This window comes from Spirillospora sp. NPDC046719 (assembly GCF_040645715.1).
Lineage (GTDB): Bacteria > Actinomycetota > Actinomycetes > Streptosporangiales > Streptosporangiaceae > Spirillospora.
In genome coordinates this window covers 1-14813 of sequence record NZ_JBEYYT010000228.1, presented here as the reverse complement: position 1 = coordinate 14813, position 14813 = coordinate 1, and the positions used below count along the sequence as shown (strand labels likewise).

The following is a 14813-nucleotide window of genomic DNA, read 5'->3' as shown; positions in this document are numbered from 1 at the left end:
GCGCTCACCGCGCACCGCGCGCTCACCGTCGCCGAGGACGGGCTGCGCCGGCTGCGGCCCGGCGCGCTCGACGGCCGGGTGGTGCTCGCCGCCGGGGGCGCCGGGGCGGTCGGGCACGCGGTGATCCAGCTCGCCCGATGGGCCGGCGCCACCGTGATCGGCACGGTCAGCGGCCCGGAGAAGGCCCGGCTGGCCACCGCCGCCGGCGCCCACCACGTGGTGAACTACCGCGAGGGCGACCCGGCGGCCGCGATCCGCGAGATCGCCCCGGACGGCGTCGACCTCGTCGCCGAGGTGGCGCTCGGCGCGAACCTCGCGCTGGACCTGGCCGTGCTCCGCACGCGCGGCACGATCTCGACCTACGCCAACGACGGCGGCAGGCCGGTCGAACTGGACGTCCTGCGGAACATGGTGCTGAACACGCGCCTCCAGTTCCTGGTGCTCTACACGGCCGGACCGGAGGTGCGCGCCGCGGCCGCCGAGGACGTCGCCGCCGCCGTCCGCGCCGGGGCCCTTCCGGTCGGCGAGGAGCACGGCCTGCCGCTGGTCCGCTTCCCGCTCGACCGCACCGCCGACGCGCACCGGGCGCTGGAGAGCGGCGCGGTCGTCGGCAAGGTGCTGGTGGACGTCCCGTGGTGACCTCGGGTCCGCCGCCGTCCGGACCGCCTACCTGAGGACGGAGTGGTTGGCGCGGAAGACGCCGTGCGGGTCGCGCGAGCGCTTCAACTCGCGCAACCGGGCGAGAACCGGTCCGGTGAAGGCGTCGGCCGCGGTCTCCTCGGGGGTCAGCAGCGTGTACGGCTTGCGCCCGGCGACGACGGCCTCGAACCGCTCGACGAGCCGGGCCTGCTTCGCGCGGACGGCGCGCGCGAGGTCCGGGGCGGGTCCGGCGCCGACCATCTGGAGCAGGTACGGCTCGTCCAGGGCTCCGCTCGCGCCGGTGCCCGGTCCGGCCAGCGCGCCGGACAGGTGCCGGATCTGGAGGGAGATCAGCGGGTCGATCGGCTCCGTGGCCAGCCCCTCGTCCAGGCCGGTCAGGAGCTCCGCCCGGGGCAGCGACGCGGACGGCGCGGTCGGCTCGGCGGCGATCCCGCCCAGGTCGGCCACCGCCACGGGCCCGCGGTCGTCGCTGATCGCACCCTCGATGCCGTCGATGCCGCGCACCAGTGCCGCGCCCTCGCGCGGGTCGCCGAGATAGGTGAGGTCCAGCGCCGCCATCGGCGGGGCGCCGGGGAACGCGAACCGGTCGAACCACACGGTCAGCTCGGGCGGCGCCTCCTGGGTGATCTTCTGGAAGGTCTCGAACACCTCGGCGGCGCGCGCGTCCGGCCAGATCACCCGTCCGCCGTACACCGACGGCGCCGGATGCAGATCGAACTCCAGCGACGTCACCAGCGCGAAGTCACCGCCGCCGCCCTTCAGCGCCCAGAACAGCTCCGGGTCGGACGCGTCGGTCACCCTCGTCCGTTCCCCGTCCGCGTCGACGGCGTCGAACGCGCGCACGCCGTCGGCGGCCCAGCCGTACCGGCGGCCGAACCAGGACAGGCCCCCGCCCAGCGTGTACCCGGCGACGTTCACCGCCGGCGAGCTGCCCGCCAGACCCGTCAGCCCGTGGGGGCCGGCCGCCGACAGCACCCGCCCCCAGTTCACCCCGGCTCCCACCCTGGCCAGCCGCTCCTCCGCCCGGACCCGCACGCCGTCCAGGCGCCCGGTGCGCAGGAGGATCACCCCCTCCACGTCCCCCGAGGCGTCGTGGCCGCCGGCCTGCGCGGTCACCGCCAGGCCGGAGCGCCGCGCGTGGCGGACCAATGCGGCCACGTCGTCGGCGTCCTCGGCCGCCACCACGGCCGCCACCGGCTGGTCGACCGTCAGGTTCCAGGCCCTGCGCGCCGCGTCGAAGCCGTCGTCCCCGGGCTCCCAGACCCGTCCCCTGACGGCCCTCCGCAGGTCGGCGTTCGCCATCTCGCCCCCTCATCACCATGTGGCTAACTTGACAGGATGCTAGCATCCTCGCCTCCTCAGGGCGGCCGGAGCGGCCCTGCCGTTGCCGGTTGTACGCCGGATTCCCCTCCCGCCTACAACCGATGGTTGTGCTCGTAGGGTGTCCGGATGGATCTCGACACCGTCCGGACGTTCGTCGCCGCCGCCGACGCGGGGCAGTTCCAGGAGGCCGCCGCCGAGCTCGCGGTCACCCAGCAGGCCGTCTCCAAACGCATCGCCTCGCTGGAGCGCTCCCTCGACGTCCGGTTGTTCACCCGCACCGCGCGGGGCGCCAAGCTCACCATCGACGGGCAGGCGTTCCTGCCCCACGCGCGGGAGCTGCTGCGCGCCGCCGACCGGGCCGTGGCGTCCGTGCGCACCGGCCGCCGTCCGCTGCGCGTCGACATCATCGCCTCGCGCGGCGCGGCCTCGGGCCTGATGCGCGCCTTCCACCGCGCGCACCCCGAGATCGAGCTCGACGTGGTGATGCTGTTCGAGATCGAGACGGCCCTGTCCGCCATCCGGTCCGGCGCGATCGACGCGTCCTTCCGCGCCGTCGGCATGCCCGGACGGCCCCTTCCCCCGGACGTCGAATCCGTCCGGGTGCTCGACGAGCCGCTCCAGCTCCTCACCGGCCCGGCGCACGCGCTGGCGTCCGCCCGGTCGGTGCCCCTCGCCGGGCTCGCCGGGCACCGCATCTGGATGCCCGGCATCGTCCCCGGAACCGAGTGGGCCGCCTACTACGAGGACCTCGTCGCCGAGTTCGGGCTCACCATCGAGGCGACCGGCCCGAACTTCGGCTCCGACGCGCTCCTCGACACCGTCGCCGACACCCCGGCCCTGGCCACGTTCATGGGCGGCCGGACCCGTCTCGTCTGGCCCGCCGACCACGGACTGCGCCGCATCCCGGTGACCGACCCGATGCCCGTCTACCCGCACTCGCTCCTGTGGCACCGCGACAACGCGCACCCCGCGCTGGCCACCCTCCGCGCCTACCTCGCCGCCACTGCGGCCGACCATGACGCGCCCGGGACCTGGGTTCCGGACTGGGCTGCGCTGGCGGACGGTGCTCCCAGCCGACGGTGACGGTGAGGCGTCGCGGATTGCCGTCGCCGGCGGCGCCGGACACGTCGGGGCAGACGTCGTCGTACGGGAAGGCGTACCCGATCGGAGTGTGGGCGTGGACGATCCGCGCCCAGTGGTCGGTGGTCGGGTCCTTGTAGTAGTCGGACTCCAGGGTGCCGTTCGGCTGGTCGGCGCTGCTCAGGATCGTGCTGCGGTTGAACGTCGCGGCGAGGAACGATCTTCGCCGTTGCCGGGACCAGCGCACCAGGACTTCCACCGGTTTTCTACGACAAAGTTCGCCAGGCTTCGGCCGTGCCGATGGGCAGGGACGGACAGACTTGGGATCCGACGCGAATTGGACCTGTCCCACCGAAAGAGCGGACCTTAGCGTCCGCACATGCGCAGGACACAACGTTTCGCATTGGCGGCCGTCATGGCGTTTCCCCTGGTGGGATCGCTCTCCGCCGTCTCGGCCGCCGACTCGGGCGGCACCGCCACGGGGACCGTCTTCTTCCCCAACCCCGTCCAGCAGCTCGGTGACGAGTCGCTCACCGATGCCAAGGACGCCGACTACGCCGCCCTGGCACCGGCCTACCGGAACGTCACGCTCACCGACCTCGACGGGTCGGGGTCGCTGACCGGACGGTACGTGGCGGTCAAGAGCGAGACCGGCAAGGCGGCCCGGATCACCGGCGGCGCCCTGCCCGCCTACCACCGCGACGTCGACCAGTTCGAGCAGGTGATGGGCTACTACTGGGTGACGACCGCGCAGCACTACCTGCAGCACCTGGGCTTCGGGTCCGCCTTGCGGCCGGTCAACCAGCGCCAGATCGAGCTGCGCATCGACCAGTACGGCGGCGACAACTCCTTCTTCAAGGGCAACAAGGCGAACATCACGCTCGGCAAGGGCGGCGTGGACGACGCCGAGGACGCCGAGGTGATCATCCACGAGTACGGCCACTCCGTGCAGGACGGGCAGGTCCCCGGGTTCGGCACCAACGCCGAGTCGGGCGCGATCGGCGAGGCGTTCGGGGACTACCTGGCCGTCGCGGTCACCAGCTGGGCGACCGGCACGCCCACCAAGACCCCCGAGGCGTGCGTCGCCGACTGGGACTCGGTGGCCTACACCTCCGGTCCCACGCACTGCCTGCGGAGGCTGGACGGCACCAAGCACTACCCCGAGGACGTCGTCGGGGAGGTCCATGCCGACGGCGAGATCTGGTCGCGGGCGCTGTGGGACATCCGGCAGGCCCTCGGCAGCGCGAAGGCCGACACCCTGATCGTCGAGGCGCAGTTCGCGTTCTCGCCCGACACCTCGTTCAAGGCGGCCGCGCAGGCCACGGTCGCGGCGGCGCAGCGCCTGTACGGGCCGCAGGCGGCGCAGGCCGCGCAGTCGGCGTTCTCCGCCCGCGGCATCCTCTGACACCGCCCGCCTGGTGGAGACCCTTCGGACCTCCACCAGGCGGGCCCGACCCCGGACCGGCGCGCCGACGGTTTCGTCCGGCGAAGTTGGTGTATGAGTCCAACGCCGAGCCGTGCGAGCTCGCGAGCGGGGGACGCCATGAATCCGGGAGCGGAGACGCCGGGGCCCTACTCGGCCCGGCCGCTGATCCGGCCGTGAACTCGGACGAGATCATCGAGAACGTCGGCCAGGCCGTCGACCTGGCCGGCGTCGCGCTCATCGTCTGCGGCGCGGTGGCCGCCACCGCGGCCTTCGCGTACCGGCTGGGCCGGCGCCGCGGTGCGTACCAGGGCCTCTACCGGCTCTACCGGCAGGATCTCGGGCGGGCGATCCTGCTGGGGCTGGAGGTGCTGGTCGCCGGCGACATCATCCGCACCGTCGCCGTCTCGCCGACGCTGGCCGGCGTCGCGGTCCTCGCCGCGATCGTCGGCGTCCGGACGTTCCTGAGCATCTCGCTGGAGGTCGAGCTGGAAGGCCGCTGGCCATGGCGGCAGGCCGGGACCGGGACGGGCCGCGACCCCGGCTAGAGCGGCGGGTCGCCGCGCGGTGGGCGGGGTCAGCGGGCGGGCGCGGCCGGCTCCCGGAGGCCGTCGAGGAGGGCGAGGAGGGTCTGCTCGGTCTCGGCTCGGGGGTGCCCGGCGGCGATCAGGAGCGCCGCCTCGATGCACGAGCTGAGGATCAGGTGGGCCAGGGTGCGGACGGGCTGGCGGCGGATGACGCCGGCGTCCATGGCCAGGGCGAGGCCGGCCTCGATGAGGGAGAGGTTGTGGCGGGCCTCGATCTCGCGCCACGCCTGCCAGCCGAGGACCGCCGGGGCGTCGCGGAGCGCGATCTGGACCAGCTCGGGCTCCTCGCAGGCGTCGAGGAACCGGGCGAGGCCGCCGGTGAGCAGCTCCCAGGGGTCGTCGGTGTCGGCGAAGATGCGCTCGGAGAGCTCGATCTCCATCCGGTCGAGGACCTCGGCGAACAGGGCCTTCTTGTCGCCGAAGTGGTGCTGGAGGGCGCCCCTGGTGACCCCCGCGGCCGCCACGATCTGCTCGGCGGAGACGGCGGCGTAGCCGTGCTCGGCGAACAGCTTCCTGGCGGCGGCGATGAGGGCCGCGCGGGTGGCGCGCGTGCGGTCCTCCTGGGTACGTCTCACCGCGTCATTATCGCGAACTCCTTGACCTTGCCGGCGAGCAGCCCGGGGCGGTCCTCGGAGATGAAGGTGTAGGAGTCCTCGACCAGCTCGAGTCGCGCGTCGGGGAGCCTGCCGGCGAGGCGTTCGGCGAGCGGCAGCGGGAACAGCCGCTCCTCCTTCGCCCAGAGCAGGAGCACGGGCCGGTCGTAGTCGCCGTTCGCCTCGAAGGCGTCCAGGGTGTGGCGCTCGTCGAAGCCGCGCAGGAGCTTGCCGAGGTCGCGCCGGACGGCGCGGCTGGTCTGGATCGGGGCCAGGTAGGAGTCGGCGACCTCGCGCGGGATCGGGCGCTTGGCGACCCAGCCGAGGGCGATCGGCAGGCGGAGCAGGGGGCGGATCCGGAACAGCTGCGCGGTGATCCACAGCGAGCCCGGCAGCCGGGACATGGGCGCCAGGAACCCGAAGGGGGGCGGGGGGAAGCGGTCCAGCACGTCGCAGGAGGCCAGCACGACCCGGGCGACCCGCTCGGGGCGCCGGGTCATGAGGATCTGGACGAGCGCTCCCCCGGTGTCGTTGCCGACGAGGGTGACGTCCTTCAGATCGAGGGCCTCGAGGAACTCCTCGATGAGCCCGGCGAGGCCGCCCGGGGTGAGGTCGGCGTCGGGGCGCATGGGCTGGGGGTGGGCGCCGAGCGGCCAGGTCGGCACCAGGCACCGGTGGCCGGCGTCCACCAGCGGCCCGGTCTCGTGCCGCCAGATCTCGCCGTTGACGAGCAGGCCGTGCACGAAGACGACCGGTGGCCCGTCGCCGAGGTCGCGGTAGGCGATGGGTCCTGCGGAGAGGTTCACGGTTCGCATTCCCCCAGACTTACATACATTCGGAATGAATGTAAGAGGCAGGGCGGTGCCCCGTCAGCGCCGGGAGACCACGCGCAGCGCGTCGAGCGCCTCGGACACGGACGCCGCGAAGGCGACGCCGGGCGGGAGCCGGTCGAGGTCCCAGCCGGGCCCGCCGATCACGATCCGCAGCGGGGGGCGCGCGGTGGGCAGTTCGGAGAGCCAGGACGGGTCACCGGTCTCGGCGGTCTGCGACCAGACGAACACCGAGTGCGCCCGGGCCCGCTCGATCGCGGCGGACAGCGCCGATGGCGGTACCCGCGCACCCAGCATGAGCCTCGCCGCGCCGGCCTCCGACAGCGCGGCGGCCAGCGCGAGGAGCGGCAGGCTGTGCTGCTCTTCCGGAGCGCACGCCAGCAGGACGGGGCCGCGGCCCTGCCAGCCCGGGAAGTCGGTCTCGGGCGGTGCCACCTCCACCAGGCTGCGCGACACCACCGCCGACAGCAGATGCTCGACCTCCACGTACCGGCCGGTCGCCGCGTGCTTGCGCCCGATGCCGACCAGCACCGGCACCAGCACCTGGTCCCATGCCGCCGCGACGCCGTCCTGCCGCAGAGCCGATCGCACGGCCTCGTTCATCGCGAACTCGTCGAGCGCCATCGCCGCGCGCGCCAGGTCCTCGACCTGCGCGGCCCGCGACGGGTCATGCTCGGCGGCCGGCGCGTCGATAGGGATGCGGTCGTCGCCCGCATCGTGCGCGTGCGGCGCCGCGTCCGCGTCGAACCCGTCGTCTCCGCCTGTCGCGTCCCCCATGCTTCCCCAATACCCCGGCCCCGCAGGTCCATGAGCAGGCGCGACGGCGAGGGAGCCGGGTCAGGTGATCAGGCAGATACGGGTGCCGGTGGCCACCGGGCGGCCGGGCCGGACGTCGAGAGCGGAGACCGTGCCCGATTTGTGGGCGGTGAGGGGTTGCTCCATCTTCATCGCCTCGACCACGGCGATGGTGTCGCCGGCGGCGACCGTATCGCCCTCTTCGGCGAGGACCTTGACCACGGTGGCCTGCAGGGGGCAGATCAGGGCGTCGCCGCCGTCCTCCTTGGCCTTGGCTCTGCGGGGCCTGGACCGGGACGGCGCCGGCGCTGAGGCTTCGGAGGGTTCGGTGGACGAATGAAGGACGACCTCGACGCGCTTGCCGTCCACCTCGACGGTGACGGCCCGGCGGTCAGAGGACGCGGCGTCGGTCGAGGGGTCCGATTGAGGCGGGATCGCGGGGGCGCCGCCGGACTCGATCCAGGCCGTGTGGACGTCGAAGGGCTCGCCGGTGAAGGCCCTCTCCTCGACGACCGCGCGGTGGAACGGCAGGACGGTCGGGACCCCGGCGACCTCGAACTCCGCCAGGGCGCGGCGGGCCCGTTGCAGGGCGATGTCGCGGGTGGCGCCGGTGACGATGAGCTTGCCGAGCATGGAGTCGAACTGGCCCGGGACCTCCTGGCCCTCGGTGTAGCCGCCGTCCATCCGCACTCCCGGGCCGGAGGGAGGGCGCCATGCCGTGAGCGTGCCGGTCGCGGGCATGAAGCCGCGGCCCGGGTCCTCGGCGTTGATCCGGAACTCGATCGCGTGGCCGCGCGGTTCGGGGTCGCCGTAGCCGAGCGGTTCGCCGCCGGCGATGCGGAACATCTCCCTGACCAGGTCGATGCCGGTCACCTCCTCGGTGACGGGGTGCTCGACCTGCAGCCGGGTGTTGACCTCCAGGAACGACACCGTGCCGTCGGCGGCGACGAGGAACTCGCAGGTGCCCGCGCCCGCGTACCCGGCGGCCCGCAGGATCTTCTTCGACGACTCGTACAGCGTCCGCCGCTGGTCCTCGGTGAGGAAGGGCGCGGGGGCCTCCTCCACGAGCTTCTGGTGGCGGCGTTGCAGGGTGCAGTCGCGGGTCGACACCACCACGACGCCCCCATGCCGGTCCGCCAGGCACTGCGTCTCGACGTGCCGGGGGCGGTCGAGGTAGCGCTCGACGAAGCACTCGCCGCGCCCGAACGCCGCCTCGGCCTCCCGGACGGCCGACTCGAACCGCTCGGGGATCTCGTCGAGGGAGCGGGCCACCTTGAGGCCCCGGCCCCCGCCGCCGAACGCGGCCTTGATCGCCACCGGCAGGCCGTGCTCGCGTCCGAACGCCACGGCCTCGCCGGCGCCGGACACCGGCTCCGCGGTGCCGGGGGCCAGCGGGGCGCCCTGCTCGCGGGCGACGTGGCGGGCCCGCACCTTGTCGCCGAGCAGCTCGATCGCGGACGGGGGCGGGCCGATCCACGTCAGGCCCTCGTCGATGACCGCCCGCGCGAACTCGGCGCTCTCGGAGAGGAACCCGTAGCCGGGGTGCACCGCGTCGGCGCCCGCGTCCGCCGCGGCCTTGAGCAGCTTGCCGATGTCCAGGTAGGTCTCCGCGGGGGCGGCGCCGCCGAGCGCGTACGCCTCGTCGGCCATCCGCGCGTGCGGCGCGTCCACGTCGGGGTCGGCGTACACGGCGACGCTGGCCAGCCCGGCGTCGCGGCACGCCCGCACGACGCGGACCGCGATCTCGCCCCGGTTCGCGATCAGGATCTTGCGCACGGTCTCCTCCGGATCAGGCCCGGCAGGGCAGCGGCCCGCCGTGGTAGGTGATCATTTCGCCGAACATCGCCGCGACGTCCATCCGCTCGCCCGGCGGGGCGCCGCGCTCCTCGGCGCAGGCGCGCCGCAGGTTCGGGACGAGCCGTTCGGGGTCGAGGAGCCGGCCGTCCGGCTCGGCGCGGCGCGCGATCTCCAAGGGCTGCAGCCCTTCGGCGAGCCCCTGCCGGGCCTCATCGCGCACCCAGCGCAGGTAGCGCTCCGCCTCCTCCAGCAGCTCGGGTCCGCCGACGGGCCCGTGCCCGGGGACGATGACGGCCGGGTCCAGCTCGCGCAGCCGCCCGATCGCGCGGAGGGAGCCCTCGACCGAGCCCATCATGCAGAACGGCGTGACGCCGGACATGACGAGGTCCCCGGCGAACAGGATGCGCTGGTCCGGCAGCCAGACGACGGTGTCGTCCCGTGTGTGCGCGGGACCGAGCCGGAACAGCTCGGCGCGCAGGTCGCCGGCGTGCAGCGTCATCCGCCGCTCGTAGGTGAGCGCCGGCGGTTCGAGCCGGATGTCTCCCCAGTCGACGTCCGGCCAGAGGCCGCTCAGGTGCAGGTCCGCGAGGATCGCCTCCTCGCGCGTCCCCTCGTGCGCCACCACGACGGCCTCCGGGGCGAAGACGCAGTTGCCGAACGTGTGGTCGCCGTGGAAGTGGGTGTTCACGACGAGGCGCGGCGGCGCGGGCGCGACCTCGCGGACCGCGTCCTTCAGGGCCAGCGCGCGCTTCATGGTCGCGGCGGTGTCCACCACGATCGTGGTGTCGCCGGACGCGATGACGCCGGCGTTGTTCAGGCACCATCCGCCGTCGGGCTGCACGTAGGCGTGCACGCCGTCGGCCAGCCGTTGCAGGTGCGGCTCGGTCATCGTGGTCTCCCGAAGATCTGGTCGAGGAAGAACGCGCGGAGGTCGGCGGCCAGCAGGTCCGGGGCCTCCAGCGCGGGGAAGTGGCCGCCCCGCTCGAACTCCGTCCACCGGGCGATCGTGTTCGCGCGCTCGGCGAACGGGCGGATGGCGTGGTCGGTGGGGAAGACGGCCACCGCCGTGGGCACCGGGGAGCGGCCGCCGTGCTCCCATCGCGCCTCGTCGTGGAAGCGCTCGTAGTAGCTGTGCGCCGCCGAGCCCGCCGTGCCGGTGAACCAGTAGACGCTGACGTCGGTGAGGACGGCGTCCCTGCCGACGGCGTCGTCCGGCAGGTCGGCGGTCCCGGTCAGGTCGCGGTACCGCTCGGCGAACCAGGCGAGCAGCCCGGCGGGCGAGTCGTGGTGGGCGTGCGCGAGCGTCTGCGGGCTGGTGCCCTGGACGCGCAGGTAGGCACCCTCGTTCCGCTGCCACCGCTGGAGCGCCTCGAACCTCTCGCGGTCCGCGTCGTCCAGCGCATCGATGTCCTCGTCCTCGCCGGGCACCGTGACCAGGGCGTTGACGTGGACGCCGCGGACGCGGTCCGGGGCGTCCCGGCCCATCAGCGGGGCCACGAACGCGCCGACGTCGCCCCCGTGCACCCCGTACTCGGGATATCCGAGCCGGCTCATCAGCACGTTCAGCGCCTTGGCGGTCCGGCCGTCGGTCCATCCCGGTCCCGGCGGCGGGCCGGAGAACCCGAAGCCGGGCAGGGACGGCGCCACCAGGTGGAAGTCGTCCCGGAGGGCGCCGATCAGGGCGTGGAAGTCAGCGACGGACCCCGGCCATCCGTGCAGCAGCACCAGCGGGACGGCGCCGGGGTTCGGGGAGCGCTCGTGCAGGAAGTGCACGCGGGTCCCGTCGATCTCGGTGACGAACTGCGGGTGGGCGTTCAGCTCCGCCTCGTGCCGCCGCCAGTCGTACCCGTCGGCCCAGTACCCGGCGAGGCTCCGCAGGTAGGCGGTGGGAACGCCGCGCGACCAGCCGGTGCCGGGCGGGTCGGGCGCCCACCGGGTGGCGCGCAGCCGGCGGCGCAGGTCGTCGACCTCGGACTCGAGGATCGCGACCCGGTACGGGCTGATGTCGGACATGCGGGCTCCTCGGCTGGGAAGGCGGCAGCTACGGCGCGGTGAGCACGGCCGCCGACGCGAACCCGCCGCGGCCGCGGGCGAGGACGAGCGCCGTGCTTATCGCGGCGGGCCTCGGCTCGTCCACGACCAGGTCGAGGCGGTCGTCGGCGCGGTCCGGACGGGTGCCGACGGTCGGCGGGACCACCCCGTCGCGCAGCGCCAGCAGCGCGGTCGCCAGGTCCAGGGCCGCGCCGCCGGACAGCAGCCGTCCCGTCATCGACTTCGGCGCCGTGACCGGGACGGCGCGCGGCCCGAACAGCCGGGTCAGCGCCACCGCCTCGCCGTCGTCGAGGTCGCGGCGGCCCGCCGCGTCGGCGAACACCACGTCGACCGCCGAGGCGGGCAGCCCCGCGTCGTCGAGCGCGACCCGCGCCGCCCGGTACAGGCCGTCGGCGCAGCCGGGCTCCGGGTCGAACGCGGCGCCGTGCCCGGCGATCACGCCGTAGATCTGCGGGGCCCCGCGCTCCTCGGCGTCGGCGCGGTCCTCGACGGTGAGGACGGCGCCGCCCTCGCCGGGGACGCAGCCGTCGGCGTCGGCGTCGAACGGCAGGTAGGCCGTCGCGGGGTCGGCGCGCGAGCTGAGCTCCCGGCTCGCGGTCTGGATCGCGACGCCGTACGGGCAGAGCGTCCCGTCGACGCCGCCCGCCACCATCATCGCCGTGCCGCTGCGGATCTTCCGGCGGGCGAACGCCAGCGTGTCGAGCCCGCCGGACTGCTCGGAGGCGAGCACCCCGCCGGGCCCGCGCATGCCGTTGTGGATGGAGATCTGGCCGGTGTGCACCGCGTAGTACCAGGCGAACGACATGTACGCGCTCACGTCCCGCCAGCCGCTCCCCCACAGCTTCTGCAGCTCGCGCTGCCCGAACTCCAGGCCGCCGGACGTGCTCGCCGTGACGACGCCCATCTTGTACTCGGGCATGTCGCCCGGCTTGATCGCCGCGTCCCGCAGCGCCTCGCCGGCGGCGACGAGCGCGAGCCGGGTCACCCGGTCGCTCTGCGGCAGGAGCCGTTCCGGCAGCTCCCGTTCGGCGGGGCACTCGGGGATCTCCCCCGCCACCGCCACCGGGTAGCCGGACGCGTCGAACCTGGTGATCGCGCCGATGCCGCTCCGGCCGTCCCGGACGGCCTCCCAGTACTCGTGGGCGCCGATCCCGTTCGGCGCGGTCACGCCGAGGCCGGTCACCACCGCCTGGCCGCTCATGCGCTCCTCCCTTCCGAGGCGCTCTCCGGATCGCAGAACACCATCGCGCTCTGGAACCCGCCGAACCCGCTGCCGACGGTCAGCGCCCCGCGCACGCGGTGCTCGCGCGCCTCGAGCGGGACGTAGTCCAGGTCGCATTCGGGGTCGGACTCGCGCAGGTTGGCGGTGGGCGGCACCACGCCGTGCTCCATCGCGAGCGCGCACGCGGCGATCTCGATGGACCCGATCGCGCCGAGCGAGTGCCCGACCGCCGCCTTGATGCCGCTGACGGGCACGCCGCGGGCGCGCTCGCCGAGCGCGCGCTTGAACGCGGCGGTCTCGTGCCGGTCGTTCTGCTTGGTGCCCGAGCCGTGCGCGTTCACGTAGTCGACGTCCTCGGGGTCCATCCGCGCCTCGGCCAGCGCGGTGGTGATCGCCTCCGCCATCTCCCGGCCGTCCGGCTTGAGACCGGTCATGTGGTAGGCGTTGCAGCGGGACGCGGCGCCCGCGAGCTCGGCGTAGATCCGCGCGCCGCGGCGCCGCGCGTGCTCGTACTCCTCCAGCACGAGCACGGCGGAGCCCTCGCCGAGGATCAGCCCGCGGCGGGTGCGGTCGAACGGGCGGCAGGCGTGCTCCGGGTCGTCGTTGTAGACCGACTGCGCCTTGATCACGTCGAAGCAGGTCACGGTGATCGGCGAGATCGGGGCGTCGCTGCCGCCGGTGACGACCACGTCGGCCGCCCCGTCCCGGATCACCTCGGCGGCGTGCGCCACCGCGTCGATGCCGGAGGTGCAGCCCGTCGAGACGACCGTGGCCGGCCCGCGCGCGCCCGTGGTCAGCGCGACCTCCGCGGCGACCGAGCTGGGCAGGAAGTAGTCGTACATGTGCGGGCTGACGTAGGCCGGGTCGACCTTCCAGTGCGCGCCGCCGTCGCTGAGCACGACGTACTCGGCCTCCATGCTCTTGGTCCCGGCGACGGCGCTGCCCATCGCGACGCCGGTGCGCTCGGCGAGTTCCCCGTCCACGCGGAGGCCGCTGTCGTCCATGGCCTCCCGCGCGGCCACCTTGGCGAGCTGGACGAACCGGTCGTTGCGCCGGATCTCCTGCGGGGCGAGCCCGGCGGCCGCCGGGTCGAAGTCGCACTCGGCGGCGACCTGGCAGCGGTGCTCGGACGGGTCGAACTGGGTGATCCGGCGGGTCGCGGTCCGGCCGGAGGTGACCAGCTCCCAGAACGGGCCGGTGCCGATCCCGCCGGGTGCGACCACGCCGATCCCGGTGATGACGGTCCTTCTGCGGGACATCAGGCGGCCTCCTCGAGGGTCTCGGCCAGCAGGTCCAGCTGCTCGGGCCCGGACGCGCAGGGCACCAGCACGAGCTCGTCGCAGCCGGCCTCGGCGAAGGCGCCGGCGGTCTCGCGCAGCCGCTCCGGGGTGGTCGGCGCCCCCTTGATCATCATGTCGGCGAGCCTCCCGGCGAAGGAGTAGTAGTCGCCGAGGTGCTCGCGGACGGCGGCGTCCGCGCCGGGGCCGAGGGCGTAGTACGCCTGCGCGACCACGCGCGGGCTCCCGGGGCGTCCGGCCTCCTGCCAGCGGCGGCGGACCTCGGCGGCCCGTTCGGCGAACGTCTGCGGCGGCCCCGCGGCGGCGAAGTAGCCGTCGCCGTGCGCGACGGCGCGCCGCAGCGCGGACGGGGCCCGGCCGCCGACGAGGATCTCGGGGTCGCCGCCGGGCGGCTCGGGGCCGATGTCGCCGCCCGCCCAGATCTTGCGCATCTCGGCGAGCATCGCGTCGAGGCGGCGGCCGCGGTCGCCGAACTCGGCGCCGGACGCGGCGTAGTCGTCCGGCCGCGCGCCCGCCGCGACGCCGAGCGAGAGCCGGCCGCCCGACAGGTGGTGGACGGACGCGGCCTGCTTGGCGACCAGCGCGGTGTTGCTCCGGTACGGGGCGATGAGGATCCCGGTCGTCAGCCTGATCCGTTCGGTCACGGCCGCCGCCGCGGCCAGCGCGACCAGCGGCTCGTCGTTGCCGTACACCAGCCGGTCGAGCACCGCGAGGTCGGCGAACCCGGCGGCCTCGGCGCGGTGCGCCCAGTCCAGCAGGTCGCGGCCCTCGACGCCGCGGACCATGGTGGGCAGTGCCACTCCGTATTCCATCGTCGTCTCCTTTCCGGTCGGTTCCGCCCGCGGGGGCGGTCGCGCCCCCGGGAGCGGGTCAGGTCCGCGCCGCGAGCGCCTCGACGAAGCCGGGCGCGGCGCGCTCGGGGCGCAGCGCGGCGTGCGAGCAGCCGACGGTGACGTCCCGCCAGCACCGCTGCAGCGGGTCGCTCCGGTCCTGCGCGGCGGTGCCCGCCGACTTCATGAGCGCGTTGACGGCCTCCACCAGCAGGGACGCCGCGTAGGAGGCGCGGTTGGCGTTCTCGAACGCGCGCGGGCGGCCTTCTCCGGCGTCCAGCGCGGACACCACCTGGTCGATCAGCAGCTCGGCCGCCTCGATC

Annotated in this window: 14 protein-coding genes and 2 pseudogenes; 4 read left to right on the top strand and 12 right to left on the bottom strand. The window is 74.4% G+C overall.

Going from position 1 to position 14813, the window contains the following annotated elements; genetic code table 11:
- Nucleotides 1-639, top strand: a 639-nt coding sequence (locus tag ABZ914_RS31315; protein ID WP_500197613.1) for a zinc-binding dehydrogenase, incomplete at its 5' end; no start/stop codon positions are given.
- Nucleotides 640-666: 27 nt separating this feature from the next.
- On the opposite strand, the gene ABZ914_RS31310 is transcribed toward ABZ914_RS31315, so the two are convergent.
- The gene (locus ABZ914_RS31310) at nucleotides 667-1962 is read right to left on the bottom strand and encodes an FAD-binding oxidoreductase (RefSeq protein ID WP_500197612.1); all 1296 of its coding nucleotides are present in this window, start codon (nucleotides 1960-1962) and stop codon (nucleotides 667-669) included.
- 147 nt (nucleotides 1963-2109) lie between these two features.
- Between ABZ914_RS31310 and ABZ914_RS31305 the strand changes: the two genes are divergently transcribed.
- Nucleotides 2110-3066 (top strand): LysR family transcriptional regulator, encoded by a 957-nt coding sequence (locus tag ABZ914_RS31305; protein WP_500197610.1) that lies wholly within the window; start codon nucleotides 2110-2112, stop codon nucleotides 3064-3066.
- A 52-nt stretch (nucleotides 3067-3118) separates the two neighbouring features.
- On the opposite strand, the pseudogene ABZ914_RS31300 reads toward ABZ914_RS31305, so the two are convergent.
- Nucleotides 3119-3310 (bottom strand): annotated as a pseudogene (locus ABZ914_RS31300) (beta-1,3-glucanase family protein); the annotation flags it as partial.
- A gap of 132 nt (nucleotides 3311-3442) precedes the next feature.
- On the opposite strand from ABZ914_RS31300, the gene ABZ914_RS31295 reads away from it, so the two are divergent.
- Both ABZ914_RS31295 and ABZ914_RS31290 read left to right on the top strand, forming a co-directional pair.
- Nucleotides 3443-4468: a M4 family metallopeptidase gene (locus tag ABZ914_RS31295; RefSeq protein WP_500197609.1), complete on the top strand. Its 1026-nt coding sequence runs from the start codon at nucleotides 3443-3445 to the stop codon at nucleotides 4466-4468.
- A 194-nt stretch (nucleotides 4469-4662) separates the two neighbouring features.
- Complete coding sequence (locus ABZ914_RS31290) at nucleotides 4663-5034, top strand: DUF1622 domain-containing protein (protein ID WP_500197608.1); 372 nt, start codon at nucleotides 4663-4665, stop codon at nucleotides 5032-5034.
- A gap of 29 nt (nucleotides 5035-5063) precedes the next feature.
- Here the strand turns inward: ABZ914_RS31290 and ABZ914_RS31285 are convergent, their stop codons facing one another.
- The 10 genes and pseudogenes from ABZ914_RS31285 to ABZ914_RS31240 all read right to left on the bottom strand — a co-directional run.
- Complete coding sequence (locus ABZ914_RS31285; RefSeq protein WP_500197607.1) at nucleotides 5064-5648, bottom strand: TetR/AcrR family transcriptional regulator; 585 nt, start codon at nucleotides 5646-5648, stop codon at nucleotides 5064-5066.
- Nucleotides 5645-6481 carry an alpha/beta fold hydrolase gene (locus ABZ914_RS31280; RefSeq protein ID WP_500197606.1) on the bottom strand — a complete coding sequence of 279 codons (837 nt, stop codon included), beginning with the start codon at nucleotides 6479-6481 and terminating at the stop codon, nucleotides 5645-5647. The genes ABZ914_RS31285 and ABZ914_RS31280 overlap by 4 nt, the downstream gene beginning before the upstream one ends.
- A gap of 54 nt (nucleotides 6482-6535) precedes the next feature.
- Complete coding sequence (locus ABZ914_RS31275) at nucleotides 6536-7273, bottom strand: B12-binding domain-containing protein (protein ID WP_500197604.1); 738 nt, start codon at nucleotides 7271-7273, stop codon at nucleotides 6536-6538.
- Between the two features lie 60 nt (nucleotides 7274-7333).
- Nucleotides 7334-9067 (bottom strand): acetyl/propionyl/methylcrotonyl-CoA carboxylase subunit alpha, encoded by a 1734-nt coding sequence (locus ABZ914_RS31270; protein WP_500197603.1) that lies wholly within the window; start codon nucleotides 9065-9067, stop codon nucleotides 7334-7336.
- 13 nt (nucleotides 9068-9080) lie between these two features.
- Nucleotides 9081-9977, bottom strand: a complete 897-nt coding sequence (locus ABZ914_RS31265; RefSeq protein ID WP_500197601.1) for an MBL fold metallo-hydrolase — start codon at nucleotides 9975-9977, stop codon at nucleotides 9081-9083.
- Nucleotides 9974-11101: an epoxide hydrolase family protein gene (locus tag ABZ914_RS31260; protein WP_500197599.1), complete on the bottom strand. Its 1128-nt coding sequence runs from the start codon at nucleotides 11099-11101 to the stop codon at nucleotides 9974-9976. The genes ABZ914_RS31265 and ABZ914_RS31260 overlap by 4 nt, the downstream gene beginning before the upstream one ends.
- Before the next feature lie 28 nt (nucleotides 11102-11129).
- Nucleotides 11130-12341: a ketosynthase chain-length factor gene (locus ABZ914_RS31255; protein ID WP_500197597.1), complete on the bottom strand. Its 1212-nt coding sequence runs from the start codon at nucleotides 12339-12341 to the stop codon at nucleotides 11130-11132.
- Nucleotides 12338-13621, bottom strand: coding sequence for a beta-ketoacyl-[acyl-carrier-protein] synthase family protein (locus ABZ914_RS31250; RefSeq protein ID WP_500197595.1), 1284 nt, complete (start codon nucleotides 13619-13621; stop codon nucleotides 12338-12340). The genes ABZ914_RS31255 and ABZ914_RS31250 overlap by 4 nt, the downstream gene beginning before the upstream one ends.
- The gene (locus ABZ914_RS31245) at nucleotides 13621-14472 is read right to left on the bottom strand and encodes an LLM class flavin-dependent oxidoreductase (RefSeq protein WP_500197594.1); all 852 of its coding nucleotides are present in this window, start codon (nucleotides 14470-14472) and stop codon (nucleotides 13621-13623) included. The genes ABZ914_RS31250 and ABZ914_RS31245 overlap by 1 nt, the downstream gene beginning before the upstream one ends.
- Before the next feature lie 58 nt (nucleotides 14473-14530).
- Nucleotides 14531-14813, bottom strand: a pseudogene (locus ABZ914_RS31240) (hypothetical protein); the annotation flags it as partial.